Source organism: Streptomyces sp. NPDC088261 (assembly GCF_044740805.1).
Classification (GTDB): Bacteria; Actinomycetota; Actinomycetes; order Streptomycetales; family Streptomycetaceae; genus Streptomyces.
The window spans coordinates 122,241-141,904 of the sequence record NZ_JBIURL010000004.1 but is presented as its reverse complement, the minus strand read 5'-3'; the positions used below and the strand labels follow the sequence as shown (position 1 = coordinate 141,904).

Here is a 19,664-nt window from a genome sequence, read left to right as displayed (position 1 = left end):
CGACCGTCCAGGTCGACCGCTCGGAGCGGAACGCCCGGGTCAGCTCCGCCGCGCCGGCCGGCCAGGTCGACCGCCCGGATCGGACCGCCCAGGGCGACCGCCCGAATCGGACCGCCCAAGGCGACTTCGCCGAGCCGGCCGGCCAGGCCAGGCGCCCCGAGCGGACCACCCGGCTCCGCCCCGCCGCGTCGGTCGTTCAGGTCAGCCGGAGGGGACCGCCCCGGTCCGCCCCGCCGGGTCGACCGGCCGCGTCGGACCCCCGGCGCCGGTCGCCCAGGTCCACCCCGCCCACCCCTCACCACCACCGCGCCGAGACGACCGTGTGGAACGGAGCCCCAGTGACGGAAGAGACGAAACGGGACGGAGAGAGCCGCCGAGGTCAGGGCCCCTCGTCGCGCGGCGCCGGGCCGCCGCAACCGCCGCAGCCGCCGCGGCCGCTCGGGGAGATCCGCCGGTGGCCCAAGTCCTTCGCCGGCCGGCTGACCGCGCCCCTCCCCGGCGTGCGGGCCATGACCCGGCTGGCCAGGGAGGGAACCGTACGGCCCGGCGCGGCCGGGCTGCGGGACGTCCCGCTGCTCCCCTTCGCCCCCGGCCCGCTCCCGTCCGTGGACGCCGCCACCGTCGCCGTCACCTGGGCTGGCCACGCCAGCTGGGTGGTCCGCATCGGCGGGCTCACCGTCCTCACCGACCCCGTCTGGTCCCGCCGCATCCTCGGCACCCCCGCCAGGATCACCCCCGTCGGCGTCCGCTGGGCCGACCTGCCCCCGGTCGACGCGGTCGTCATCAGCCACAACCACTACGACCACCTGGACGCCCCCACCCTCAAGCGGCTGCCCCGCACCACCCCCCTCTTCGTCCCGGCGGGCCTCGCCGCCTGGTGCCGGCGCCGCGGCTTCGGCCGGGTCACCGAGCTGGACTGGTGGGAGGCCGCCGAACTGCCGGGCGCCGACGGCCGGCCCGTACGGTTCGACTTCGTACCCGCCCACCACTGGTCCCGGCGGACCCTCACCGACATCTGCCGGTCGCTGTGGGGCGGCTGGGTGCTGAGCGACGGACACGGCCAGAGGGTGTACTTCGCCGGGGACACGGGCTACGGGCACTGGTTCGGCGAGATCGGCCGCCGCCACCCCGGCATCGACCTCGCGCTGCTCCCCATCGGGGCCTACGCCCCGCGCTGGTGGCTGAGCGACGTGCACACCGATCCGGAGGAGGCCGTCCGGGCATGCCAGGACCTCGGCGCCCGCAACATGGCGCCCATGCACTGGGCGACGTTCGTCCTCTCCGCCGAACCGGTCCTGGAGCCCCTCACCCGGGTCAGGGCCGCCTGGGAGAACACCGGCAGGCCGCGCTCCCAGCTCTGGGACCTGCCGGTCGGCGCCTCACGTCTCCTGACCCCCTGAGGAGCCGGGACCCTCCGGGGCCGGAGCACCGCGCCCGGAGTCGTCCCGGCCGCCGCCCTCTCCCCGTACCCGGTGCCACAGCGCCGGCGCCGTGGCCACCACCACCGTGAGGACCACCGCCGCCAGCACCCCCTGCCACGGCTCCTCGAAGAGCGAGCCGCCGAGGATCCCGATCAGCTGGTACGTCGCCGCCCAGGCCAGGCACGCCGGTACGTCACCCCGCGCGAACCGCCGCGACGGCCACTCGGCGAGCAGGCACGCCAGCATCACCGGGATCCGCCCGGCCGGCACCAGCCGGGACAGCACCAGCACCGTGACCCCGTGCTCCCGCAACTTCTCCTGCGCCTGCTCCAGCCGGTCGGGCGGGGCGTGGTCCTTTATCTTCGCCAGCCAGCGCGACCCGTTCTTCGACCCGACCCCGCGCCGGCCCAGCCAGTACAGCGCCATGTCGCCGAGGAACGCCCCGAACGACGCCACCAGGAACACGTACAGCATCGAGAGCGGCGCCGTCTGGTGGAACGCCACCACCGCCGCCGAACTCACCACGGCCCCCGTCGGCACCACCGGCACCAGCGCCCCCAGCGTCACCAGCAGGAAGACCGACGGATAGCCGACGGCCTGCTGGGTCGACTCCGTGGGCAGCTGGCTCATGAGCTGATCTATCACCGGCGGGCCTCCGGCCGCACGCTCTCGCCGTGCCGCAGCAGGTGCACGGTGACCTTGGGAGCGAGCAGCGCCGCGTGCCGTACGAAGTCCTCGCCCGGCGAGAAGAACTCGTGGGGCCGTACCGCGTCCAGCCCGATCGGCCAGTACGTGCCGTAGTGCACCGGTACGGCGGCGGCCGGTGACAGGTCCGCCAGCGCCTGGGCCGCCCGCGCGGCGTCCAGGTGATCGGGCCCCAGGTGCGGGCCCCAGCCGCCGACGGGCAGCAGCGTCACGTCCACCGGACCCACCGTGTCCGCCATCGTGTCGAAGAGTCCGGTGTCCCCGGCGAAGTACGTACGCGACTCGCCGCTGATCACATAGCCGAGGGCGGGCGAGCGCTGCGGCCCGACCGGCAGCCGCCGGCCGTCGTGCCGCGCGGGCACGGCCCGTACCCGCAGCGCGCCGATCTCCACCTCGTCGCCGACGCCGACCTCCGTGATCCGCAGCCCGGCGCGGTTCCTGCGGGCGTCCAGCCGCCGGAGCGCCGGGACCGCCCGCTCGGCGCCGCGCGGCACGAGCAGCCGGGTGCCGGGCGCGAGTTTCGCCAGCGACCGGGGGTGGAGGTGGTCGGAGTGCAGGTGGGAGACGAGTACGGCGTCCGCGACGGCGGCCTCGGGCGCGGGCACGGCGCCGAGCCGGCGGCGCAGGTGGGCCAGCCTCCGGACGAAGAGGGGGTCCGTCAACAGCCGTACCCCGGAGTCCTCGACCGTGCAGGTGGCGTGACCCCACCAGGTGATGACAGTTCCCAACCCGACCTCAACTCCGTCCGCCCGGGCGGCGGTGACCCCGCCCCGGGCACGATCTCCGCACTCAGCGTACGGGGGGTACCCCGCGACGGGCCCGCGAACCCGGCGCCCGCCGCTTCCGGGCACCCTCCCGCGCGCCCCCGGACGGCGCGGGTCGCGCGCCCCCTGCCCGGTGCACGCCTCCCTCGGGCCGGTGCGGGCGCGGTAAGGTCTGCGGTCCGGACAAGGGGTGGCCCGGACAAAAGGGGTGGGGAACGGGACATGGCCGAGGCGGGCGTGGCAGTCGAGGCGGGCGGTACGGCCGGGGCAGCCGGTACGGGTGAGGTGGCGACCGGCGAGGTACGGGTGGCGGTGATCGCCAGCCTGACGCCCCTGGAGGAGCTGGACCGTACCCCCTTCCTCGTGGACACCCGGGGCCAGCAGGCGATGTGCGCCCGCTGGGCGGCGGACCAGGGGTACGTCGTCACCCGCCAGCTGCTCCTCTACGGGCTGCGCGCCGATCACCACGGGCTGTGGGTCGACGTCGAGGCCGGTCTCCTCGACGTCTTCGTCGCCCCCAACGAACGGGTCCTCGACCGGGCGTTCACCTCCGTCCCCGCCTTCTCGGCGGAGTGCGCGCGCCGGGGGGTGCGGCTGGAGACGGTGGGCCTGGACGAACCGCCGTACGACGCGGCGATGAAGGCCGACGTCCACCGCAGGCTCTCCATGCCCACGGCCGGGTACGACGGCTGCTGACCCGGGGCGCTCACCTCGCCGCCCCGTGGCCGCCGGCCCGCGTCCACCCGCCCCCGCGCCGCCCTGTGTCACGCTGGGGCCGAGCCCGTGAGCGGATACGGGCCCGGACCATGGGGTGGAGAACGAACGTGCTGCGCGGGCGATGGCGTACGACAGGCGGGGCCGTACTCCGGGTGATCATCGTGTGGCTGGTGTCCAGCCTGACGCTGCTGGCGCTCGCCGGCATCCTGCCCGACTTCCAGCTCCAGTCGGACGACGGGGACACCATCACCAGGACGGCCGTCACGGCGGGCTGGGGCGCGGGCGCGTTCGGCCTGCTCAGCGCGCTGGTCTGGCCCTTGCTCGTACGGGCCCTGCTGCTCGTGCCCGCGCTGATCCTCGGCGCGCTCGTGTTCTTCCTCAACGGCTCGCTGCTGCTCATCGCCCTGTGGCTCATCCCCGACGGCCGGGGCGCCGCCAACCCCGAGACGGCGGTGGTGGTCGCCGCCGTGATGTCCGCCGTCGCGTCCGCGACCTCCACCGGGCTGGCGGTCGGCGACGACGACGCGTACCGGCGCCGGCTCTCGCGCCTGGCCGACCGGCGGCGGCGCAGGAGCGGCGAGGACGGCGGGCAGGGCGGGCCGCCCGGCACGGTCTTCCTCCAACTCGACGGGGTGGGACACCAAGTGCTGCTGGACGCCCTCGCGAACGGCGTGATGCCGAACATCGCCGCGTGGCTCCAAGGGGAGCCCACCCACCGGCTCACCCGCTGGCGCACCGACTGGTCCAGCCAGACGGGCGCCAGCCAACTCGGCATCCTGCACGGGTCAAACCACGATGTTCCCGCCTTCCGGTGGTACGAGAAGGACAGCGGCAGGACGATGGTCAGCAACCGCCCCGCGAGCGCCGCCGAACTCCAGCGCCGCGCCATCGAACGCACCGGCGACGGCGGGCTGCTCACCCTCGACGGCGCCAGCCGGGGCAACCTCTTCAGCGGCGGCGCCGACGAACTCGCCTTCGTCCTCTCCATCGCGGCCCGGCGGGGCAGGGCGAACCGTTCCCGCGCCGGGTACTTCGCGTACTTCAGCGACCCCGCCAACGCCGTCCGTACGGTCGTCTCCTTCGCGGCGGAAGTCGCCCGCGAGATGGGGCAGTCGCTCCGCGCGCGGGCCCGGGGCGACCGGCCGCGGGTGAGCCGGGGCGGCCTGTACCCGTTCATCCGGGCGTTCGCGACGGTCCTCGGACGGGACGTGGTCGTCGCGGCGGTCATCGGCGACATGCTGGCGGGACGCACGGCGGTGTACGCGGATCTCGTCGCGTACGACGAGGTGGCGCACCACTCCGGGCCGCACAGCCGGGACGCGCGGCAGGTCCTCACCCGCCTGGACCGCTCGGTCGGGCTGCTGGTCAAGGTCGCGGACCACGCGCCGCGCGCCTACCGGATCGTGCTGCTCTCCGACCACGGGCAGAGCCCCGGCGAGACCTTCGAGAGCCTGTACGGGCTCACCCTCAAGGACCTGGTCAGGGCGGGGTGCGGGCTGCCCGTGTCCCGCCGGGCCGAGCGGTCGAGGAGCGGCGCGGAGGCCCGCTCGGCGGCCCGGCACGCGGTGCGCCACGCACTGCACCGGCCGGTGCGGGAGGGCGCGGAGGACGAGCCGGCGCAGGGCTCGGACCCGGTGGTGCTCGCGTCCGGCAACCTCGCGCTGGTCTCCTTCCCCGACGTACCGGGCCGGATGAGCCGCGAGCAGATGGACGCGCGCCATCCCGCGCTCCTGCCGACGCTGGCCGACCATCCGGGGATCGGCTTCCTGCTGGTACGCAGCGAGGCGCACGGCTCGGTGGTGCTCGCCCGGGGTGGGGTGGAGGTCCCGGTCGCCGAACTCCGCGACGGGGAGGGGCCGCTCGCGGTGATGGGGGCCGGCGCGGCGGACGCCGTACGGCGCACCGACACGTTCCCGCACGTCGCGGACATCATGGTCAACTCGACGTTCGATCCGCGGACGGGTCGGGTGCACGCCTTCGAGGAACAGATCGGCTCCCACGGCGGCCTCGGCGGCCAGCAGTCGTACGCCTTCCTGCTGTCCCCGCTGGTCCTGTCCCCGCCGGTCCCGCACACCCCGGGGTCCCCGGACGCGGCGTCCGGGCCCCCGGCGGAACTGGTCGGCGCGGAGCAGGTGCACCAGGTGCTGCGCCGGTGGCTGCGCGAGGGCAACGGCCCGGAGGTACCGGTGGGCCTGGCGGCCGCCGGTGGGCCGGCGGAGGCGGACGTGCCACGGCAGACCAGCCCGGCGGAGGCGGACGCGGAGGTGGACGCGGAGGCGGCGTGGCAGCAGAGCGGCTGACGCCGCTGGGCGGCGGGGCGTTCGTGGCGGCGGGCGTTCGTCGCGGTGCGCGTGTGTCGCGGTGCGCGTTCGTCCTGGGGCGGCGGGGTTCGAACGAGGGTGGGGCGTGTCGCTCGTCCAGGGGGTTTCCGCTGGCGTACGGGGGAATCCGGGGCGGCGGAGAGCGGATCGGGGGCGCTGACGGGCAGAGGTCGCGTGTCCAGGAGGTTCCGCCATGTGCCGTATCGCGCCCGTCACCCGCCGCCCCCTCGCGGCGACCCGCGCCGCTCGCGCGCGCCGGATCGCCCTGACCGCGCTGCTGGTCCTGGTCGCGCTCGTGGGCATGTCGCTGGACACCGGGCACGATCCGGCCGCCGCCGCAGAACCCAGGCCCCCCGCCTCCGCCGCGCCCGAACCGGCGGGCGAGGGACAGCAGGACCCCGCCGAGAGCGAACGGACCGCCGTCGGCCGCGCTGCCGTACGGGCCGGTGGCGCACCCGCCGTACCACGGACCGGAACAGGACGGCTCGGGCCGCGACCGGCCTCGTACACCCGGCCGTTCACCCCTCAGGAACCCTCGCGCGTGCCTCCGGCCGCCTCGGGGGCCGTGCTGCGCTGCTGACAGGGGGGCACCCATGTGCCCGTCCCACCCGAGCAGTTGACCAGCACCGCCCCCCACCGTGAGGACACAGCCATGCCCATCGACCCCTTCGCCGCCCTGAACGCCCTGCTGCGCGCCGAGGCCGCCCGCGCCGACGAACCCACGATCCGCCGCCGCCCGCCCACGGCCGAACCCGACGCCGGCGCGGCGGCCGACCACGCGTCGGACGGACAGCGCACCGAGAGCGGCACACCCCGCTAGGGCTGTCCGCGACCTCTTCGCGGCGTCCGGCACAGGGCGCCCGCGGCGTCGCTGGACCGGGCACGTACCTCCCGTACGTGCCCGGTCCGCCACCCCGTGGGACCACACCGGGTCCCCGTCGGACCCCTCAGCGCACCGGCGCCCCCGGCCCGAGCGGAATGCCGACCGCCCACCAGATCAGGAACAGCGCGGTCCACGCCACCGTCATCGCCACCGCCAGCGGCAGCGTGTACGACGCGAGCGTGCCGATGCCCGCGTTCTTGCGATAGCGCTGGAGGAAGCCGAGAGCCATCAGGAAGTACGGACTCATGGGCGTGATCGCGGTCGACCCGGAGTCCGCGATCCGGAACAGCGCCTGCGTCGTCTCGGCGGGAACACTGACCAGCATCAGCATCGGCACCAGGACGGGCGCGGCCAGCGCCCACATCGCGGACCCGCTCGTCACCATCACGTTGACCAGCGTCAGCAGCAACAGGATCAGCAGGAATACCAGCACGATCGGCATCCCGCTGCGCTCCAGCGCCTCCGCCGCCCGGACGGCGAGCACGTCGCCGATCCGGGTCCAGTCGAAGTACGCCAGGAACTGGGCGATCGCGAAGAACAGCACCAGCACCGGCGCCATCTGCTTGATGCCCTGGCCCATCAGCTTCGGTACGTCACCGGCCGAGGTGATCGACCCCGAGCGGTACCCGTACACGATCCCCACCAGGCCGAAGACGAACGCGACCACCGCCGCGATGCCGTCCAGGAACGGCGACTCGACGATGCTGCCGCCCTCGCCCCGCAGCGGGGACGACGCCGGGACCATCACCGCGACGAGCACGACCAGCGTGGCGACCAGCGTCAGCACGGCGGCGCGCAGCGCGGACCGCTCCTTGGGGCTGAGGGTGAGCGCGCCCAGGTCCTCCAGGTCGGCGTCCGGGTCGGCGTCGAGGTCCGGCCGCTTGCTCAGCACGAACCGCACCACCAGGGTGATGACGATCGCGAGCAGCACCGACGAGGCGATGTTGAAGAACCAGTTGCTGAGCGGCGAGACGTACGCGTCGTCCCCGCCGACGATCTTCGCGGCGGCCGTGGTGATGCCCGCGAAGATCGCGTCGTTGGGGGTGGGCACCGGACTCGCGTCGTACCCGGACGCGATCGCCGTGTAGGCGACGACGATGCCGAGGATCGGGGAGCGCCCGACGGCCCGGAAGGCCAGCCCGCCCAGGGGGACGAGGATGATGTACGCGGCGGCGGAGGCGACGTGCGCCACCGTGCCGGCGAAGGCGACGGCGAACACGACCCAGGAGGCGGGCACCCGCGAGACGCTGACCCGCATCAGCGCGGCGAGGAAGCCGGTCCTCTCGGCCACCGCGACGCCCATGATCACCACGACGATCGTGGCCATCGGCGGGAACGTGGCGAAGTTCTCGATCATGGTGGAGACGGCCATGGCCAGGCCGTCACCGCTGAGCAGGTTCTGCACGACGACGGTCTTGTGGTCGCTCGGGGAGACCACGGAGACGTCGGCGGCGGCCAGGAAGGCGCTCACGACGGCGAGCACGCCGGAGAGGATCCAGAACAGCCAGAACGGGTGCGGCAGCGCGTTGCCCGCGCGTTCGATGACGGCCATCGCGCGGACGATGCGCGGCAGCCGGGCCCCCTCGGCGACGCCGGGACCGCTCGGGTCCGCGGGGCCGCCGGGTGGCGGAGACGTTCTGCCGGGGGGTGCGGGCGGGGTCGGTGTGGTCATGGGGAGCGGCTCCTTGCTCGGATGCGAGAGTAGGGGACGGGATCGGCGAGGGGGAGGGGTGGACCTGCGGCGTGGGGGGGCAGCGGACCGGCGGAGCGGTCAGTGGCCGTGGCCGTGGCCGTGGCTGCGGGCCGGGGGCGTGCGGAAGTCCCGGAGGAACGCCCACAGGACGTCACGCGCCTCGATGGTCTGGGTGGTGTAGCCGCCGCCGCTGTAGACGTCGGCGCCCGGCCAGGTGTGCCCGCCGTCCGTCACGGCGACGTGCCGCACGTCGGCCCCGCGGTCGCAGCCGTTCCAGCTGGTCGTGGTGATGTCGGGTGCGGTGGTCCGTACCCGCGGCCGGGTGTGGCAGCCGTTGCGCTTCGCCCAGTCCGCCGCCCAGGTGGCGATCGCGGGCAGGCCGCGGTCGGCGTCACCCGCGTACGGGATGGTCACGTCACCGGTGCCGTGGAACTCGATCATGGGCACCGGGCGGGACGGCCGGCACGACTCCCCCGTCGGGTAGAGGGCGGCGGCGACGGGGGCGATGGCGGCGATGCGGTCGGCCATCCGGCAGGCGAGGAGCGTACTGACGAAGCCCGCGCCGTTGGACTTGCCGGTGGCGTACACCCGCCGTTCGTCGACGCAGAGGGTGGCTTCGAGCCGGTCGATGAGGTCGCCGGTGAACGCGACGTCGTCGACGCCGGCCGCCGCGTAGGGCGCGCCCTGCCAGGCCTGCCGGTCGCCGTCGCCGGTGCCGATCACCCCCTCGGGGTAGACGACGACGGCCGGGAGGGTCGACAGCTGGGAGAACTCCTCCGTGAGGGTGCCGGTGTTGCCCCGGCCGTGGAAGGCCAGCACGACGGGCCAGTCGCGCTTCTTCGCGTAGTCGGCGGGGAGGTGCAGCCGGTACGACCGCTCCCGGCCACCGCTGGTGAGCGTGTGGGCCTCGCTCGTGCCGGCGGCCTGGGGCGCGGGCAGCCGGCAGGCCGTCTTGCCCGTCGTCCGCTGCGACGCGGGGGCGGCGGACGCGGACGCGGTGGTGGCGGTCGCCGCGACACACAGCAAGAGACCGGTCGCTGCGGTGGCCAGCCGCCGGAGGGAGAGGGCGGTTCTGGGCCGGAGGGTGCTGTTCATGGCAGGCTCCTTCTGCCGGACGCCTGGCGGCGGACGGCTCTGGTACGGGTACCGGGTGCTGAGCTGGGGGTGCCCCGGGCAGAGCGGGGCGGGGACGCGCGGGCGTACGGACGACGCGTGGGCGCGTGACAGGGAAACGCGTGACTGGGATGTACGGGCCCGGCGATCGCGGGCGGGGTGGTGCGTGCGGGCCGCGCTCCGGGCAGGCCGGGGCTGCGGCACCGCACACGCCGTCATCGGTGGTGCGGGTGGTGCTGGTGGTGCTGGTGGTGCGGCTCGTGTGGCTGTTACGGGATCAGACGTCCAGCCACTCCTTGACGAAGGCGGTCACCCGGGCGACGACCGCGTCCACGACCGCCCGCCCGTCCTCGGCGGTCGCCCACCGCGGGTCGCCGAGCACACCGTTCTCACTGAGCCGGTCGTACCGCACGGCGAGCGCGGGATGGCTGCCGTGCCGGGCCAGCCGGGGGAGCGGATCGAGCTGGTCGGTGGCCGTCGTACCGGGGACCAGCCGGTCGTGGTGCACCAAGTGCGGTGCGAGGTGGAGCATTTGGGCGGTCTCCGCCTCCCCGCTGTGACCGTGCACCTCGCTGACGCCCATCTCCGAGACGACATCGGCGGCCAGCGGGGTGACCGGGGTCCAGGCGAACTGGAGGTCGGGGTGGGTGGTGAGCAGGTCCTGCGCCACCGTGGTCAGGGTGGCGTTGTTGCCGCCGTGACCGGTCACCACGAGGATCTTCCGCCACCCGTGCCGGTGGAGGCTCTCCACGTACTCACGGACCACCGTGGCCAGCGTGGTGGTGGTCAGGGTGACCGTACCGGCGAAGGCGAGGTGGTGCGGGGACACCCCGACCGGCAGGGGTGGGCCGATCACCACACGCCCGTCGAGTCCGGCGGCCACCCGTTCGGCCACCCCCTCGGCCCGGATCGTGTCGGTGGCCAACGGCATCCCGGGGCCGTGCTGTTCGAACGCGCCCGCCGGGATGATCACCACCGGGCTCGCCGTGACGGCCCTGGCCGCCTCGACGGTGGTCATCTCCGCCAGCCGCAGCGGCGGCCGGGTCTCCGCCGGGGAGTCGGTGCTCATCGCTCGCCCCCCGGGAAGTCGGCGGCGAGGACCGCCGCGCGGATGGACCCGAGGTGGTCCCGGGTCAGCCGCTCGGCCGCGTCCGCGTCCCCGTCCCGTACCGCCTCGAAGATCTCCACGTGCTCGGCGTGGTCCCGCGCACGGTCGTTGTAGCGGTGCCGGATCTCGACCTGCTCCATGGCCCTGACCTGGAGCAACGCCTCGACGGCCTCCCGCAGCAGCGCGTTGCCGCTGGCCGCGGCGAGCGCCACGTGGAAGTGCGTCGAGGTGACCGGTGAATCCTCCGGCGGATGCAGCGCGTTGACCGCCGCCTCCTCCAGCCGCCCCACCGCACCGGCCTCCCGGACCCGCGCCGCGGCGGCCGCCACGGCGGGCTCCAGCACGAGCCGTGCCTCGACCAGTTCGAGGACCGACTCGCGGCTGCTGCGGGGGAGATGGGGGTTGGCGAGGAGCCGCCGCTCGCTGCCGGGACCCACGTACGTACCCGAGCCGTGCCGGAACTCCACCACGCCGGTGGCCTCAAGTCTGCGCAACGCCTCGCGGACCGTGGGCGTGGTGACGTCGAACCGTCGGGCCAGGTCCCGGGAGGACGCCAGGACGTCCCCCGGAACCAGCCGTTCGGTTCGGATGATCTCAACGATGCTGTCCGCCAGATGCTCGGACAGTGACACCTCACTGCGACTCATGAAAGTGAATAGATCACTTGATCTCTCGGGGTGTCAATGGTCGCGACAGGATCGATTCGGCCCGTGCTTCCCCCGGTGCTTTCCCCCGCTACCCGCGTGCTTCTCCCGTGCTCTCGCGCTCGATCAGCCGGGGGAGCGGCACCTGTACGGAGCGGGCGGCGCCCCCGTCGAGCAGCGCGGCCAGCTCCCCCGCGGCGATCCGGCCGAAGCCGATCGTGTCCCGGGAGAGGGCGGTCAGCCAGGGGTGGACGAGGCGGCACAGCGCCGAGTCCTCCCACGAGACGACCGAGACGTCGCGGGGCACGGAGAGCCCGAGCCCGGCCGTGACCGCCGCCCCGGCCGCCGCCATCACGTCGTTGTCGTAGATCAGCGCGGTCGGCGGGGTGCCCTCCGCCAGGACGCGCCGGGTCACCGCGGCGCCCTCGGTGTCCGAGTAGTCCGTGGTGAGCGAGCGGACCTCGGCGAGGCCGCGCCGGGCGGCCTCGATCCGCAGCGACTCGATCCGGCGCTCGGTGTGGGCGAAGGACGGCAGCCCGGCGATGTGCACGATCCGCCGGTGGCCCAGCTCGTGCAGCCGGCCGACGATGGACGCCATGGCGCCCGTGTCGTCGGCCCGTACCTGCGAGAGGCCGGGGTGCGGGCCCACGTCGTTGCCGGGCAGCGCGCCGATGACCACGCCGGGCAGGCCCAGTTCGTCCAGCAGGTCGGGCCGGGGGTCGTCGGTCCTCGGGTCCACGACCAGCACTCCGTCGACCCGGTGCTCCGCCCACCACCGCCGGTAGACCGCGCACTCGGCGCCGACGTCCTCCACCACCTGGAAGAGCAGGCCGAGTTGACGCCGGGCCAGCACTTCCTGGATGCCGGAGATCAGCTGGAGGAAGAACGAGTCCACGCCGAGCGTCGCGGCCGGCCGGGCCAGCACCAGGCCGACCGTCGCCGAGCCCTCGCCGGACAGCGCGCGGGCGGCGGTGCTGGGCCGCCAGCCCAGCTGTTCGGCGACCCGCCTGACCCGGTCGCGGGTGACCTCCGAGACCCCGGGCCGGTCGTTGAGGGCGAAGGACACGGCGCTCTCCGACACCCCGGCGCGCTGGGCGATGTCCTTCATGGTCGCGCGGCGGGCGGGGGTGCGCCTGGCCGGCGGGGTCCCTCCGGACGACGTCCCCTTCGCTGCCACCCTATGCCCCGATCCCGCGTTCCGCCCGATGTCCGACGGGGGCATCGTATGTCTTCCCGCCGCCCTGGGTGAGCGAAGTCGCCCGGCGCACTAATGCGCTTGAGCTGAAGAAGCTAAAGCGCATTAGTCATCCCTCGTGATCTTGCCGTGACAACGCGCTGAGCTGCTGTTATGCCGTGGCTATTGATCTCGTCCCGGCTTCCCGGCGACTTATCCGCGACCGATCTGTTGACTTTCCTCCCGGCGCATTGCAATGTCTGCGAGGCGCGGGCGGCCCGGGTGTCCTCAGCTCCGGTCCGCCCGCGCACGCCTGGTCCGAGCAAAGGAGCCGTTCACCGTGCGTATCCCCCGCGGAACCGTCGCAGCCGCCGTTGTCCTCGCCACCGTCCTGCCCCTCAGCGCGTGCGGAGGAGGGTCCGACGCGGGCTCGTCCCCGGACGCCTCCGGCAAGATCGAAGGGAAGATCACCTTCCAGACCTGGAACCTCCAGGCCAACTTCAAGGACTACTTCAACGGGGTCATCGCCGACTTCGAGAAGAAGTACCCGGGCACGGAGGTGAAGTGGGTCGACCGGCCGGCCGACGGCTACGCCGACAAGATCAGCGCCGACGCCGCCGGCGGCACCCTCCCCGACGTCGTCAACGTCTCGCCGGACCTGCTGGCCCCGCTGGTGAAGGCCGGACTCGCGCTGGACCTCGACAAGTCCGCGGCGCAGTACCGCAAGGAGTACCTGCCGGGCGCCTGGGCGGGCGATCAAGTGCCGGGCGTGGAAGGGACGTACGCCTTCCCCTGGTACCTGAACACCGGGCCGCTGTTCTACAACAAGCGCCTCTTCAAGGAAGCGGGCCTCGACCCCGAGAAGCCGCCGACCACGTACGACGAGGTCTTCGACGCCGGGCTCCAGATCGCCAGGAAGAGCGGCGGAAAGATCGCGACCCTCGCGAACGTGCCCACCATCGAGGACTTCGGCCGCTACGGCGCCCAGTTGACGAACAAGGCCGGTACGGGCTTCGCCTTCAACGACGCCAAGGGCGTGGAACTGCTCACCCGCTACAAGGAGTTGTACGACGCCAAGGCGCTCGACCCCCAGGCACTCACCGCCACCCCCGAGTCGGCGGGGCACAAGTTCCTCACCGAGTCGGTGGCGATGAACCCCGGAAGTGCCCTGGACCTCGGCAACTTCAAGAAGCAGGCGCCGAACCTCTACAAGAACATCGGGATCACCGACCAGATCACCAGCACCGGCAAGGTGAACATGTACGTCATGGGGGTGATGGTCAACTCCCAGAGCAAGCGGAAGCCCGCGGCGGTGGCGTTCGGCCACTTCGTGACCGACGCGACCCGCCAGATGGCGTTCGCCAAGCAGGTCGCCATCTTCCCGAGCACCGCCGGCTCCCTGGACGACCCGTACTTCACGAAGGAGGACGGCACCGACGAGACGCGGGTTCGGATAGCCGCCGCCAAGTCCCTCAAGAACGCGGTCAATTACACCCCGGTCCAGTTCAGCGACCAGATGAAGACCGAGCTGGGCAACGAGGTGGCCAAGGCGCTCCAGGGCAAGCAGAGCCCCAAGGAAGCACTCGACAACGCTGTCAAGGCGTGCGACCGCCTGCTCCAGCAGAGCTGAGCCGAGCGGACCATGACCACCACCCACCCCGCCCCCGCCACGGCGGCCCGCGCCGCCCCCACGGCTGCCCGGGGCATCCGGCGCCATCTGGCGCACAGCCCCTGGCTGTTCGCCGCGCCCGGCCTGCTGATCGTCGGTGTGTTCAGCCTCTACCCGTTCGTCAGCACCGTGGTCAACTCCTTCACGGACCGGCGGACGCTGCTGCCGGGACACTTCGTCGGGCTCGCCAACTACCGCGAGCTGCTCGACGACGACATGTTCTGGATCGGTCTGCGCAACAGCGCGCTCTACGTCCTCGGCGTGGTCCCGGCGCTGGTGATCCTGCCGCTGCTGCTGGCCCTGCTGGTCCAGCGGCACATCCCCGGCATCGCCTTCTTCCGCGCCGCCTTCTACACCCCGGTGGTCGCCTCGATCGTCGTGGTCGGGCTGATCTGGGTGTGGATGCTGGACGACCGGGGCCTGATCAACGCGCTGCTGGAGACCGTCGGGGTCGGCACGGTGGGCTTCCTCAGCGACCAGTGGTTGCTGCTGGTCAGCTCCATGGCCGTGACGGTCTGGAAGGGCCTCGGCTACTACATGATCATCTACCTGGCCGCGCTGGCCAACGTACCCCGTGAACTGCACGAGGCGGCGGCCGTGGACGGGGCGGGTGCCGTACGGCGGTTCGTCACCGTCACCGTCCCCGCGGTCCGCTCCACCATGGTCCTCGTCGCGGCCCTCTCCTCGGTCGCCGCCTTCAAGGTGTTCTCCGAGGTCTACCTGATGGCGGGCCCCAACGGCGGCCCCGCCGGGGAGGACACCACTCTCGTGATGCTCGTGCAGCGCGTCGGCACCGGACTGAGCGGGCGGGTCGGGTACGCCTCCGCCCTCTCCGTCGTCGTCTTCGTCGTGGTGGTCGCCCTGATGCTGCTGGTGCTCCGCGCCGATCGCAAGGAGGACGCGTGAGCGTGCCGAGAGCCACCGAAACGAACGGACGACGGGGCCCGCGGGTCACCGACGCCGACGGGCGGCGGGTCGCGCCCTGGCAGCTCGTCCTGCGGTACGTCCTGCTGATCGCCGTACTGGCCCTGACGGTGGGCCCGTTCCTCTGGCAGCTGTCCACCTCGCTCAAGGGCCCGCACGAGGACATCTTCAGCTCCCCGCCGTCGTTCCTCCCGGGCGATCCGACCCTCCACAACTACGGCCGGGTCGCCGACACCATCCCGGTGTGGGACTACGCGTTCAACTCGCTCAAGGTCGCCGCCGCCAACGTGGTCACCAACTGCGTCGGCGCGGCGCTGGCCGGCTACGCGCTGGCCCGGATGCGCTACCGGGGGCGGCGGGCCGCGACGCTGGCGTTCATCCTGGCCATGCTCGTCCCCGTCGAGGGCCTGATCATCGCCCAGTTCACCACCATGCGCGAGCTGGGCCTGAACAACACCCTGATCGGGGTGCTCCTGCCGGGCTCCATCAGCGCGATCAACGTGCTGCTGATGCGCAACGCGTTCCTCAACCTCCCCCTGGAGGTGGAGGAAGCGGCCTTCGTGGACGGGGCCAACGTCTGGCAGCGGTTCCTCAGGATCGCCCTGCCCTCCGTCAAGGGCACTCTCGCCGTGGTCGCGATCTTCGCCTTCATGGGCGCCTGGGACGACTTCCTCTGGCCGCTGATCGTGCTGAGCGACCCGGACCGGTTCACCCTCACCATCGGGCTGAACTACCTCCACGGCACGTTCGCCAACGACGAACGGCTCGTGGCGGCGGGCACGATCATCGCCGTGGCCCCGCTGATCGCGCTGTTCGCCTGTCTCCAGCGGTACTTCTTCCGGGGTGTCGGCGAAGGTGCCGTCAAGGGCTGAGCCGGCCGTACGTACCCCGAGCCATCCCCCCCGCCGACCAACACCGACCGAGAACCAGGAACCGTCTGCCGTATGAGCCCTTCCGCCGGCCAGAGCCCTTCCGTGCCGCGCTTCGGCGCCAACTACACGCCCAGCCAGGGGTGGTTCCACCACTGGCTGGACTTCGACCTCGACGCCGTACGGGCCGATCTGGACTCCATCGCGGGACTCGGCCTCGACCACGTCCGGGTCTTCCCGCTGTGGCCGCTCTTCCAGCCCAACCGCACCCTGATCAGGCCCCGCGCCGTCGAGCAGCTCGTCCAGCTCGCCGACGCCGCCGCCGAACGCGGCCTCGACGTCAACGTGGACGGCCTCCAGGGCCATCTGTCGAGCTTCGACTTCCTGCCCGCCTGGACGCAGACCTGGCACCGGCGCAACCTCTTCACCGATCCCGACGTGGTCGCCGGTCAGGCCACGTACCTGCGGACGCTCGCCGCCGCGCTCGCCGACCGGCCGAACTTCATCGGCATGACCCTCGGCAACGAGATCAACCAGTTCTCCGGCCGCCCCCACCCCGACCCGGACCCCATCACCCCCGCCCAGGCGGGCAGTTGGCTGACCCGGCTGCTCGACGCCTGCGAGGAGGGCGCCCCCGGCAAGCTCCACCTGCACGCGGAGTACGACGCGGCCTGGTACGTGGACGGCCACCCGTTCACCCCCGCCCACGCGGCCCGGCTGGGCGCCGTCACCGCCGTGCACTCCTGGGTGTTCAACGGCACCGCCCAGCGCCACGGCCGTACCGGCAGCGCCACCGAGCACCACGCCGCGTACCTGATCGAGCTGTCCAAGGCCTGGGCGCGCGACCCGCACCGGCCGGTCTGGCTCCAGGAGGTCGGCGCCCCGGCCCCGCTGATCCCCGCCGGACACGCCGCCGCCTTCACCGAGGCGACCGTGGCCAACGCCCTGGACTGCCCGGACGTCTGGGGCGTCACCTGGTGGTGCTCCCACGACGTGTCGCGGGACCTCGCCGACTTCCCCGAACTGGAATACAGCCTCGGCCTGCTGACCAACGACCGGAAGGTCAAGCCCGCCGGGGAGACGATCGCCCGGATCGTACGGGAACGGCGCGGCCGGCAGCACACACCCGCCGTCCGCACCACCGCGCTCGCCCTCGACACCGGGGACGACGAGACCTCGCCCCATCGCGCGACCTGCGCGCCGGGCGGGGAGTTCTTCGAGGCCTTCGCCCGGCTGACGGAGGAAGGTCACAGGCCTGCGGTGGTTCTGGAGAGCCTCGCGGGGGACAAGATGCATCTGGCGGCCCGAGGGATCACCGAGGTCCTCCGCCCGCACGACGTCCGATGAACGGCGCCCCCACGTGCCGTACCGCACAGGCCAGTTCAGCTCAGCACCGGAATCGCCCCCCAACGATACGGAGAGCCAAGTGAACCCGTCAGAGACGCGGAGACCCGCCCACCCCACCCGCCGCACGGTCGTCCTCGCGGGCGCCGCCACAGCGGCCACGGCCGCCACCGCCGCCACCGGCCTCGGCGCCCCGGCCGCCGCCGCGGCCCCCGCACCGGCCCCGGAGGCGGCCGCCGCCGCGAACGCGCCCTACGCCTCCTACTGGTACCCGGACTCCCTCCCCTCGGGGACCCCCGGTGCCGGCATCACCTGGCGCGGGCTCAAGACCTGGCGCGCCCAGGACGACCCGGACCTCGCCTTCAACCAGGCGTCCGTACCCCTCGCCGCGCGCTTCACCCCGGTGGCCGTGAACACCACCGCCCGCGCCGGCCAGGCCCGTATCTCCTCGCTCGTCTCCTTCGGCCCCACCGCCCAGAACCCCTCCCAGGGCTCCGCCACCGCCGACTTCTACGCGCTGGCCCACTGGCAGTACCTCGACGAACTGGTCTTCTGGGGCGGCTCCTCCGGCGAGGGCCTGATCCTCGCGCCCAACGCGCCCGTCGTGGACGCGGCGCACCGCAACGGCGTCCCGGTCCTCGGCAACGTCTTCCTGCCGCCCGCCGCCTACGGCGGTCAGCTCCAGTGGACCCGCGACCTCGTCCAGCGCGACGCGGCGGGCGGCTACCCGCTCGCCGACAAGCTGGTCGAGGTGGCCGTCGCGTACGGCTTCGACGGCTGGTTCGTCAACGCCGAGACGGGCGGCGGGAACGCGGCCCTCGCGACCGACATGAACGGCTTCCTGCGGCGGCTGCGCGCGCTCAGCCAGGCCCGGGGCCTCAAGGTCACCTGGTACGACTCGATGACCACCGGCGGCGGAGTCTCCTGGCAGGGCGCCCTCAACTCCGCCAACCAGACGTTCTTCCAGGACGCGAGCGGCAGGGTCAGCGACTCCATGTTCCTGGACTTCCGCTGGAGTACGGCCTCCCTCGCCTCCTCCGGCACCCTCGCCGGGAACCTCGGCCGCGACCGCTACGAACTGTGGGCGGGCGTCGACGTCGAGGCGAGCGGCTGGAACAAGTCGGTCAACTGGAACGCCATCGTCCCCCTCGACAAGCCGCACGTCGTCTCCCTCGGCTTCTACCGGCCCGAGTGGACCCGCAACCAGCTCCCGGCCGGCCGCACCCCGGGCCAGTTCCACGCCGCCGACGACCGCTTCTGGACGGGCCAGTCCCTCGACCCGTCGACGCCCGACACCGCGGGCGGCTGGCGGGCGCCCGCCGTGTCCGTCGCCGACCGGTCGACCGTACGGGCCCTGCCCTTCGCCTCGACCTTCAACACCGGCCACGGCCTGCGCTGGTACGACAACGGCGCCGTCACCTCCACCACCGCCTGGAACCACCTCGGCCTCCAGGACCGGCTGCCCAACCGCCGCTGGGTCGTGCGCACCACCGGCGTCCGCCCGTCCGTCACCTTCGACTTCGCCGACGCCTGGCGCGGCGGCAGCAGCCTGCTGGTGGACGGCGCCCTCACCGCGCCCGCCACCGTCGACCTGTACAGCACCCGGCTGCCCCTCACCGCCGACACGGTCGTGGACCTCACCTACCGCGCCGACGCCGGTCCCGTGGTCGTGGACCTGGCCGTCGCCACGCGCGAGCCCGCGACGCCGGGCGCGCCCGTCCCGTACAGCTACCTGCCCGCCGGGACGCTACGGCCGGGCACCGGCTGGAGCACCGCCACGCTGCGGCTCTCCGGTCTGCTCGCCGGACAGCCCTCCGGCACGGTCCACGCGCTCGGGATACGCCTCACGGCGGGCACGGGCGCCACGTCCGTACGCTTCCGGCTCGGCGCGCTCTCGATCCACCACGCGACCATCGTGCCCGCCGCCCCGGCCGCCCTGCGGATCACCTCCACCGCGCCCGACACCACCGGCAGCGCCTTCCGCTTCGTCTGGGACCGGGCGCCGGGCGAGGTGCGCCAGTACGAACTCCACCGCGTGCTGCCCGACGGCTCGCGGCGCTTCCTGGGCGGGACCGCCGGTACGGCCTACCACGTGCCGGCCCTCCGCGCGGAACCGGGCGAGAGCGTGGCCCGTTTCGAGGTGCGTAGTGTTTCGGAGGCGTACCAGGTCTCGTCCGCCACCGGGGCCGAACGCCCCTGGTAGGCCCCTGACCTGTCGCGTCCCCGTCCGCACCCGTACCGTACTCACGCCCGCAGCCGCCACCCGTACCGCATCCTCGTGTCCATACGTCCGCCCCCCCGCACCCGCACGTCCG

At 73.3% G+C, this 19,664-nt stretch carries 17 protein-coding genes; 10 read left to right on the top strand and 7 right to left on the bottom strand.

Annotation, left to right across the window (positions count from 1 at the left end):
• The first annotated feature begins 338 nt into the window (after window positions 1-338).
• Complete coding sequence (locus ACIODU_RS10380; protein ID WP_401766738.1) at window positions 339-1,400, top strand: MBL fold metallo-hydrolase; 1,062 nt, start codon at window positions 339-341, stop codon at window positions 1,398-1,400.
• On the opposite strand, the gene ACIODU_RS10375 is transcribed toward ACIODU_RS10380, so the two are convergent.
• Both ACIODU_RS10375 and ACIODU_RS10370 read right to left on the bottom strand, forming a co-directional pair.
• A complete protein-coding gene (locus ACIODU_RS10375; protein WP_356421913.1) occupies window positions 1,380-2,051 on the bottom strand; it encodes a VTT domain-containing protein in 672 nt (223 codons plus the stop codon). The two genes, ACIODU_RS10380 and ACIODU_RS10375, sit on opposite strands and share 21 nt — an antisense overlap.
• 11 nt (window positions 2,052-2,062) lie before the next feature.
• A complete protein-coding gene (locus ACIODU_RS10370; RefSeq protein WP_401766134.1) occupies window positions 2,063-2,854 on the bottom strand; it encodes an MBL fold metallo-hydrolase in 792 nt (263 codons plus the stop codon).
• 258 nt (window positions 2,855-3,112) lie between these two features.
• On the opposite strand from ACIODU_RS10370, the gene ACIODU_RS10365 reads away from it, so the two are divergent.
• The 4 genes from ACIODU_RS10365 to ACIODU_RS10350 all read left to right on the top strand — a co-directional run bounded on the left by ACIODU_RS10365 (window position 3,113) and on the right by ACIODU_RS10350 (window position 6,748).
• Window positions 3,113-3,586 carry a hypothetical protein gene (locus ACIODU_RS10365; protein ID WP_401766131.1) on the top strand — a complete coding sequence of 158 codons (474 nt, stop codon included), beginning with the start codon at window positions 3,113-3,115 and terminating at the stop codon, window positions 3,584-3,586.
• A 110-nt stretch (window positions 3,587-3,696) separates the two neighbouring features.
• Window positions 3,697-5,907, top strand: coding sequence for an alkaline phosphatase family protein (locus tag ACIODU_RS10360; RefSeq protein WP_401766129.1), 2,211 nt, complete (start codon window positions 3,697-3,699; stop codon window positions 5,905-5,907).
• 214 nt (window positions 5,908-6,121) lie between these two features.
• On the top strand, window positions 6,122-6,508 hold the full coding sequence (locus tag ACIODU_RS10355) for a hypothetical protein (RefSeq protein WP_401766126.1): 387 nt from the start codon (window positions 6,122-6,124) through the stop codon (window positions 6,506-6,508).
• A gap of 72 nt (window positions 6,509-6,580) precedes the next feature.
• Window positions 6,581-6,748 carry a hypothetical protein gene (locus ACIODU_RS10350; RefSeq protein ID WP_401766123.1) on the top strand — a complete coding sequence of 56 codons (168 nt, stop codon included), beginning with the start codon at window positions 6,581-6,583 and terminating at the stop codon, window positions 6,746-6,748.
• 127 nt (window positions 6,749-6,875) lie between these two features.
• On the opposite strand, the gene ACIODU_RS10345 is transcribed toward ACIODU_RS10350, so the two are convergent.
• The 5 genes from ACIODU_RS10345 to ACIODU_RS10325 all read right to left on the bottom strand — a co-directional run bounded on the left by ACIODU_RS10345 (window position 6,876) and on the right by ACIODU_RS10325 (window position 12,477).
• Window positions 6,876-8,483 carry an AbgT family transporter gene (locus ACIODU_RS10345; protein WP_401766120.1) on the bottom strand — a complete coding sequence of 536 codons (1,608 nt, stop codon included), beginning with the start codon at window positions 8,481-8,483 and terminating at the stop codon, window positions 6,876-6,878.
• A gap of 99 nt (window positions 8,484-8,582) precedes the next feature.
• Window positions 8,583-9,599: an alpha/beta hydrolase family esterase gene (locus ACIODU_RS10340; RefSeq protein ID WP_401766117.1), complete on the bottom strand. Its 1,017-nt coding sequence runs from the start codon at window positions 9,597-9,599 to the stop codon at window positions 8,583-8,585.
• Window positions 9,600-9,894: 295 nt separating this feature from the next.
• Window positions 9,895-10,686 (bottom strand): creatininase family protein, encoded by a 792-nt coding sequence (locus ACIODU_RS10335; RefSeq protein WP_401766114.1) that lies wholly within the window; start codon window positions 10,684-10,686, stop codon window positions 9,895-9,897.
• Entirely contained in the window at window positions 10,683-11,372 is a 690-nt protein-coding gene (locus ACIODU_RS10330) for a FadR/GntR family transcriptional regulator (RefSeq protein ID WP_401766111.1), read from the bottom strand. The genes ACIODU_RS10335 and ACIODU_RS10330 overlap by 4 nt, the downstream gene beginning before the upstream one ends.
• 88 nt (window positions 11,373-11,460) lie before the next feature.
• Complete coding sequence (locus ACIODU_RS10325) at window positions 11,461-12,477, bottom strand: LacI family DNA-binding transcriptional regulator (RefSeq protein ID WP_401766735.1); 1,017 nt, start codon at window positions 12,475-12,477, stop codon at window positions 11,461-11,463.
• A 406-nt stretch (window positions 12,478-12,883) separates the two neighbouring features.
• Between ACIODU_RS10325 and ACIODU_RS10320 the strand changes: the two genes are divergently transcribed.
• The 5 genes from ACIODU_RS10320 (at window position 12,884) to ACIODU_RS10300 (ending at window position 19,552) form a co-directional block, all read left to right on the top strand.
• On the top strand, window positions 12,884-14,173 hold the full coding sequence (locus tag ACIODU_RS10320; RefSeq protein WP_401766108.1) for an ABC transporter substrate-binding protein: 1,290 nt from the start codon (window positions 12,884-12,886) through the stop codon (window positions 14,171-14,173).
• Between the two features lie 12 nt (window positions 14,174-14,185).
• A complete protein-coding gene (locus ACIODU_RS10315) occupies window positions 14,186-15,118 on the top strand; it encodes a carbohydrate ABC transporter permease (RefSeq protein WP_401766105.1) in 933 nt (310 codons plus the stop codon).
• On the top strand, window positions 15,115-16,008 hold the full coding sequence (locus ACIODU_RS10310) for a carbohydrate ABC transporter permease (RefSeq protein ID WP_401766103.1): 894 nt from the start codon (window positions 15,115-15,117) through the stop codon (window positions 16,006-16,008). Before ACIODU_RS10315 ends, ACIODU_RS10310 begins: the two co-directional genes overlap by 4 nt.
• A gap of 72 nt (window positions 16,009-16,080) precedes the next feature.
• On the top strand, window positions 16,081-17,352 hold the full coding sequence (locus ACIODU_RS10305; RefSeq protein WP_356421874.1) for a glycosyl hydrolase: 1,272 nt from the start codon (window positions 16,081-16,083) through the stop codon (window positions 17,350-17,352).
• 79 nt (window positions 17,353-17,431) lie between these two features.
• Window positions 17,432-19,552, top strand: coding sequence for an endo-beta-N-acetylglucosaminidase (locus tag ACIODU_RS10300; protein ID WP_401766100.1), 2,121 nt, complete (start codon window positions 17,432-17,434; stop codon window positions 19,550-19,552).
• Window positions 19,553-19,664: the final 112 nt, after the last annotated feature.

What these genes read in the sequence shown, in the direction of transcription:
- ACIODU_RS10375 (WP_356421913.1), bottom strand. Translation starts at nt 2,051, where the DNA reads ATGAGCCAGCTGCCCACGGAGTCGACCCAGCAGGCCGTCGGCTATCCG.
- ACIODU_RS10365 (WP_401766131.1), top strand. Translation starts at nt 3,113, where the DNA reads ATGGCCGAGGCGGGCGTGGCAGTCGAGGCGGGCGGTACGGCCGGGGCA.
- ACIODU_RS10360 (WP_401766129.1), top strand. Translation starts at nt 3,697, where the DNA reads ATGGGGTGGAGAACGAACGTGCTGCGCGGGCGATGGCGTACGACAGGC.
- ACIODU_RS10355 (WP_401766126.1), top strand. Translation starts at nt 6,122, where the DNA reads ATGTGCCGTATCGCGCCCGTCACCCGCCGCCCCCTCGCGGCGACCCGC.
- ACIODU_RS10350 (WP_401766123.1), top strand. Translation starts at nt 6,581, where the DNA reads ATGCCCATCGACCCCTTCGCCGCCCTGAACGCCCTGCTGCGCGCCGAG.
- ACIODU_RS10345 (WP_401766120.1), bottom strand. Translation starts at nt 8,483, where the DNA reads ATGACCACACCGACCCCGCCCGCACCCCCCGGCAGAACGTCTCCGCCA.
- ACIODU_RS10340 (WP_401766117.1), bottom strand. Translation starts at nt 9,599, where the DNA reads ATGAACAGCACCCTCCGGCCCAGAACCGCCCTCTCCCTCCGGCGGCTG.
- ACIODU_RS10335 (WP_401766114.1), bottom strand. Translation starts at nt 10,686, where the DNA reads ATGAGCACCGACTCCCCGGCGGAGACCCGGCCGCCGCTGCGGCTGGCG.
- ACIODU_RS10330 (WP_401766111.1), bottom strand. Translation starts at nt 11,372, where the DNA reads ATGAGTCGCAGTGAGGTGTCACTGTCCGAGCATCTGGCGGACAGCATC.
- ACIODU_RS10325 (WP_401766735.1), bottom strand. Translation starts at nt 12,477, where the DNA reads ATGAAGGACATCGCCCAGCGCGCCGGGGTGTCGGAGAGCGCCGTGTCC.
- ACIODU_RS10315 (WP_401766105.1), top strand. Translation starts at nt 14,186, where the DNA reads ATGACCACCACCCACCCCGCCCCCGCCACGGCGGCCCGCGCCGCCCCC.
- ACIODU_RS10305 (WP_356421874.1), top strand. Translation starts at nt 16,081, where the DNA reads ATGAGCCCTTCCGCCGGCCAGAGCCCTTCCGTGCCGCGCTTCGGCGCC.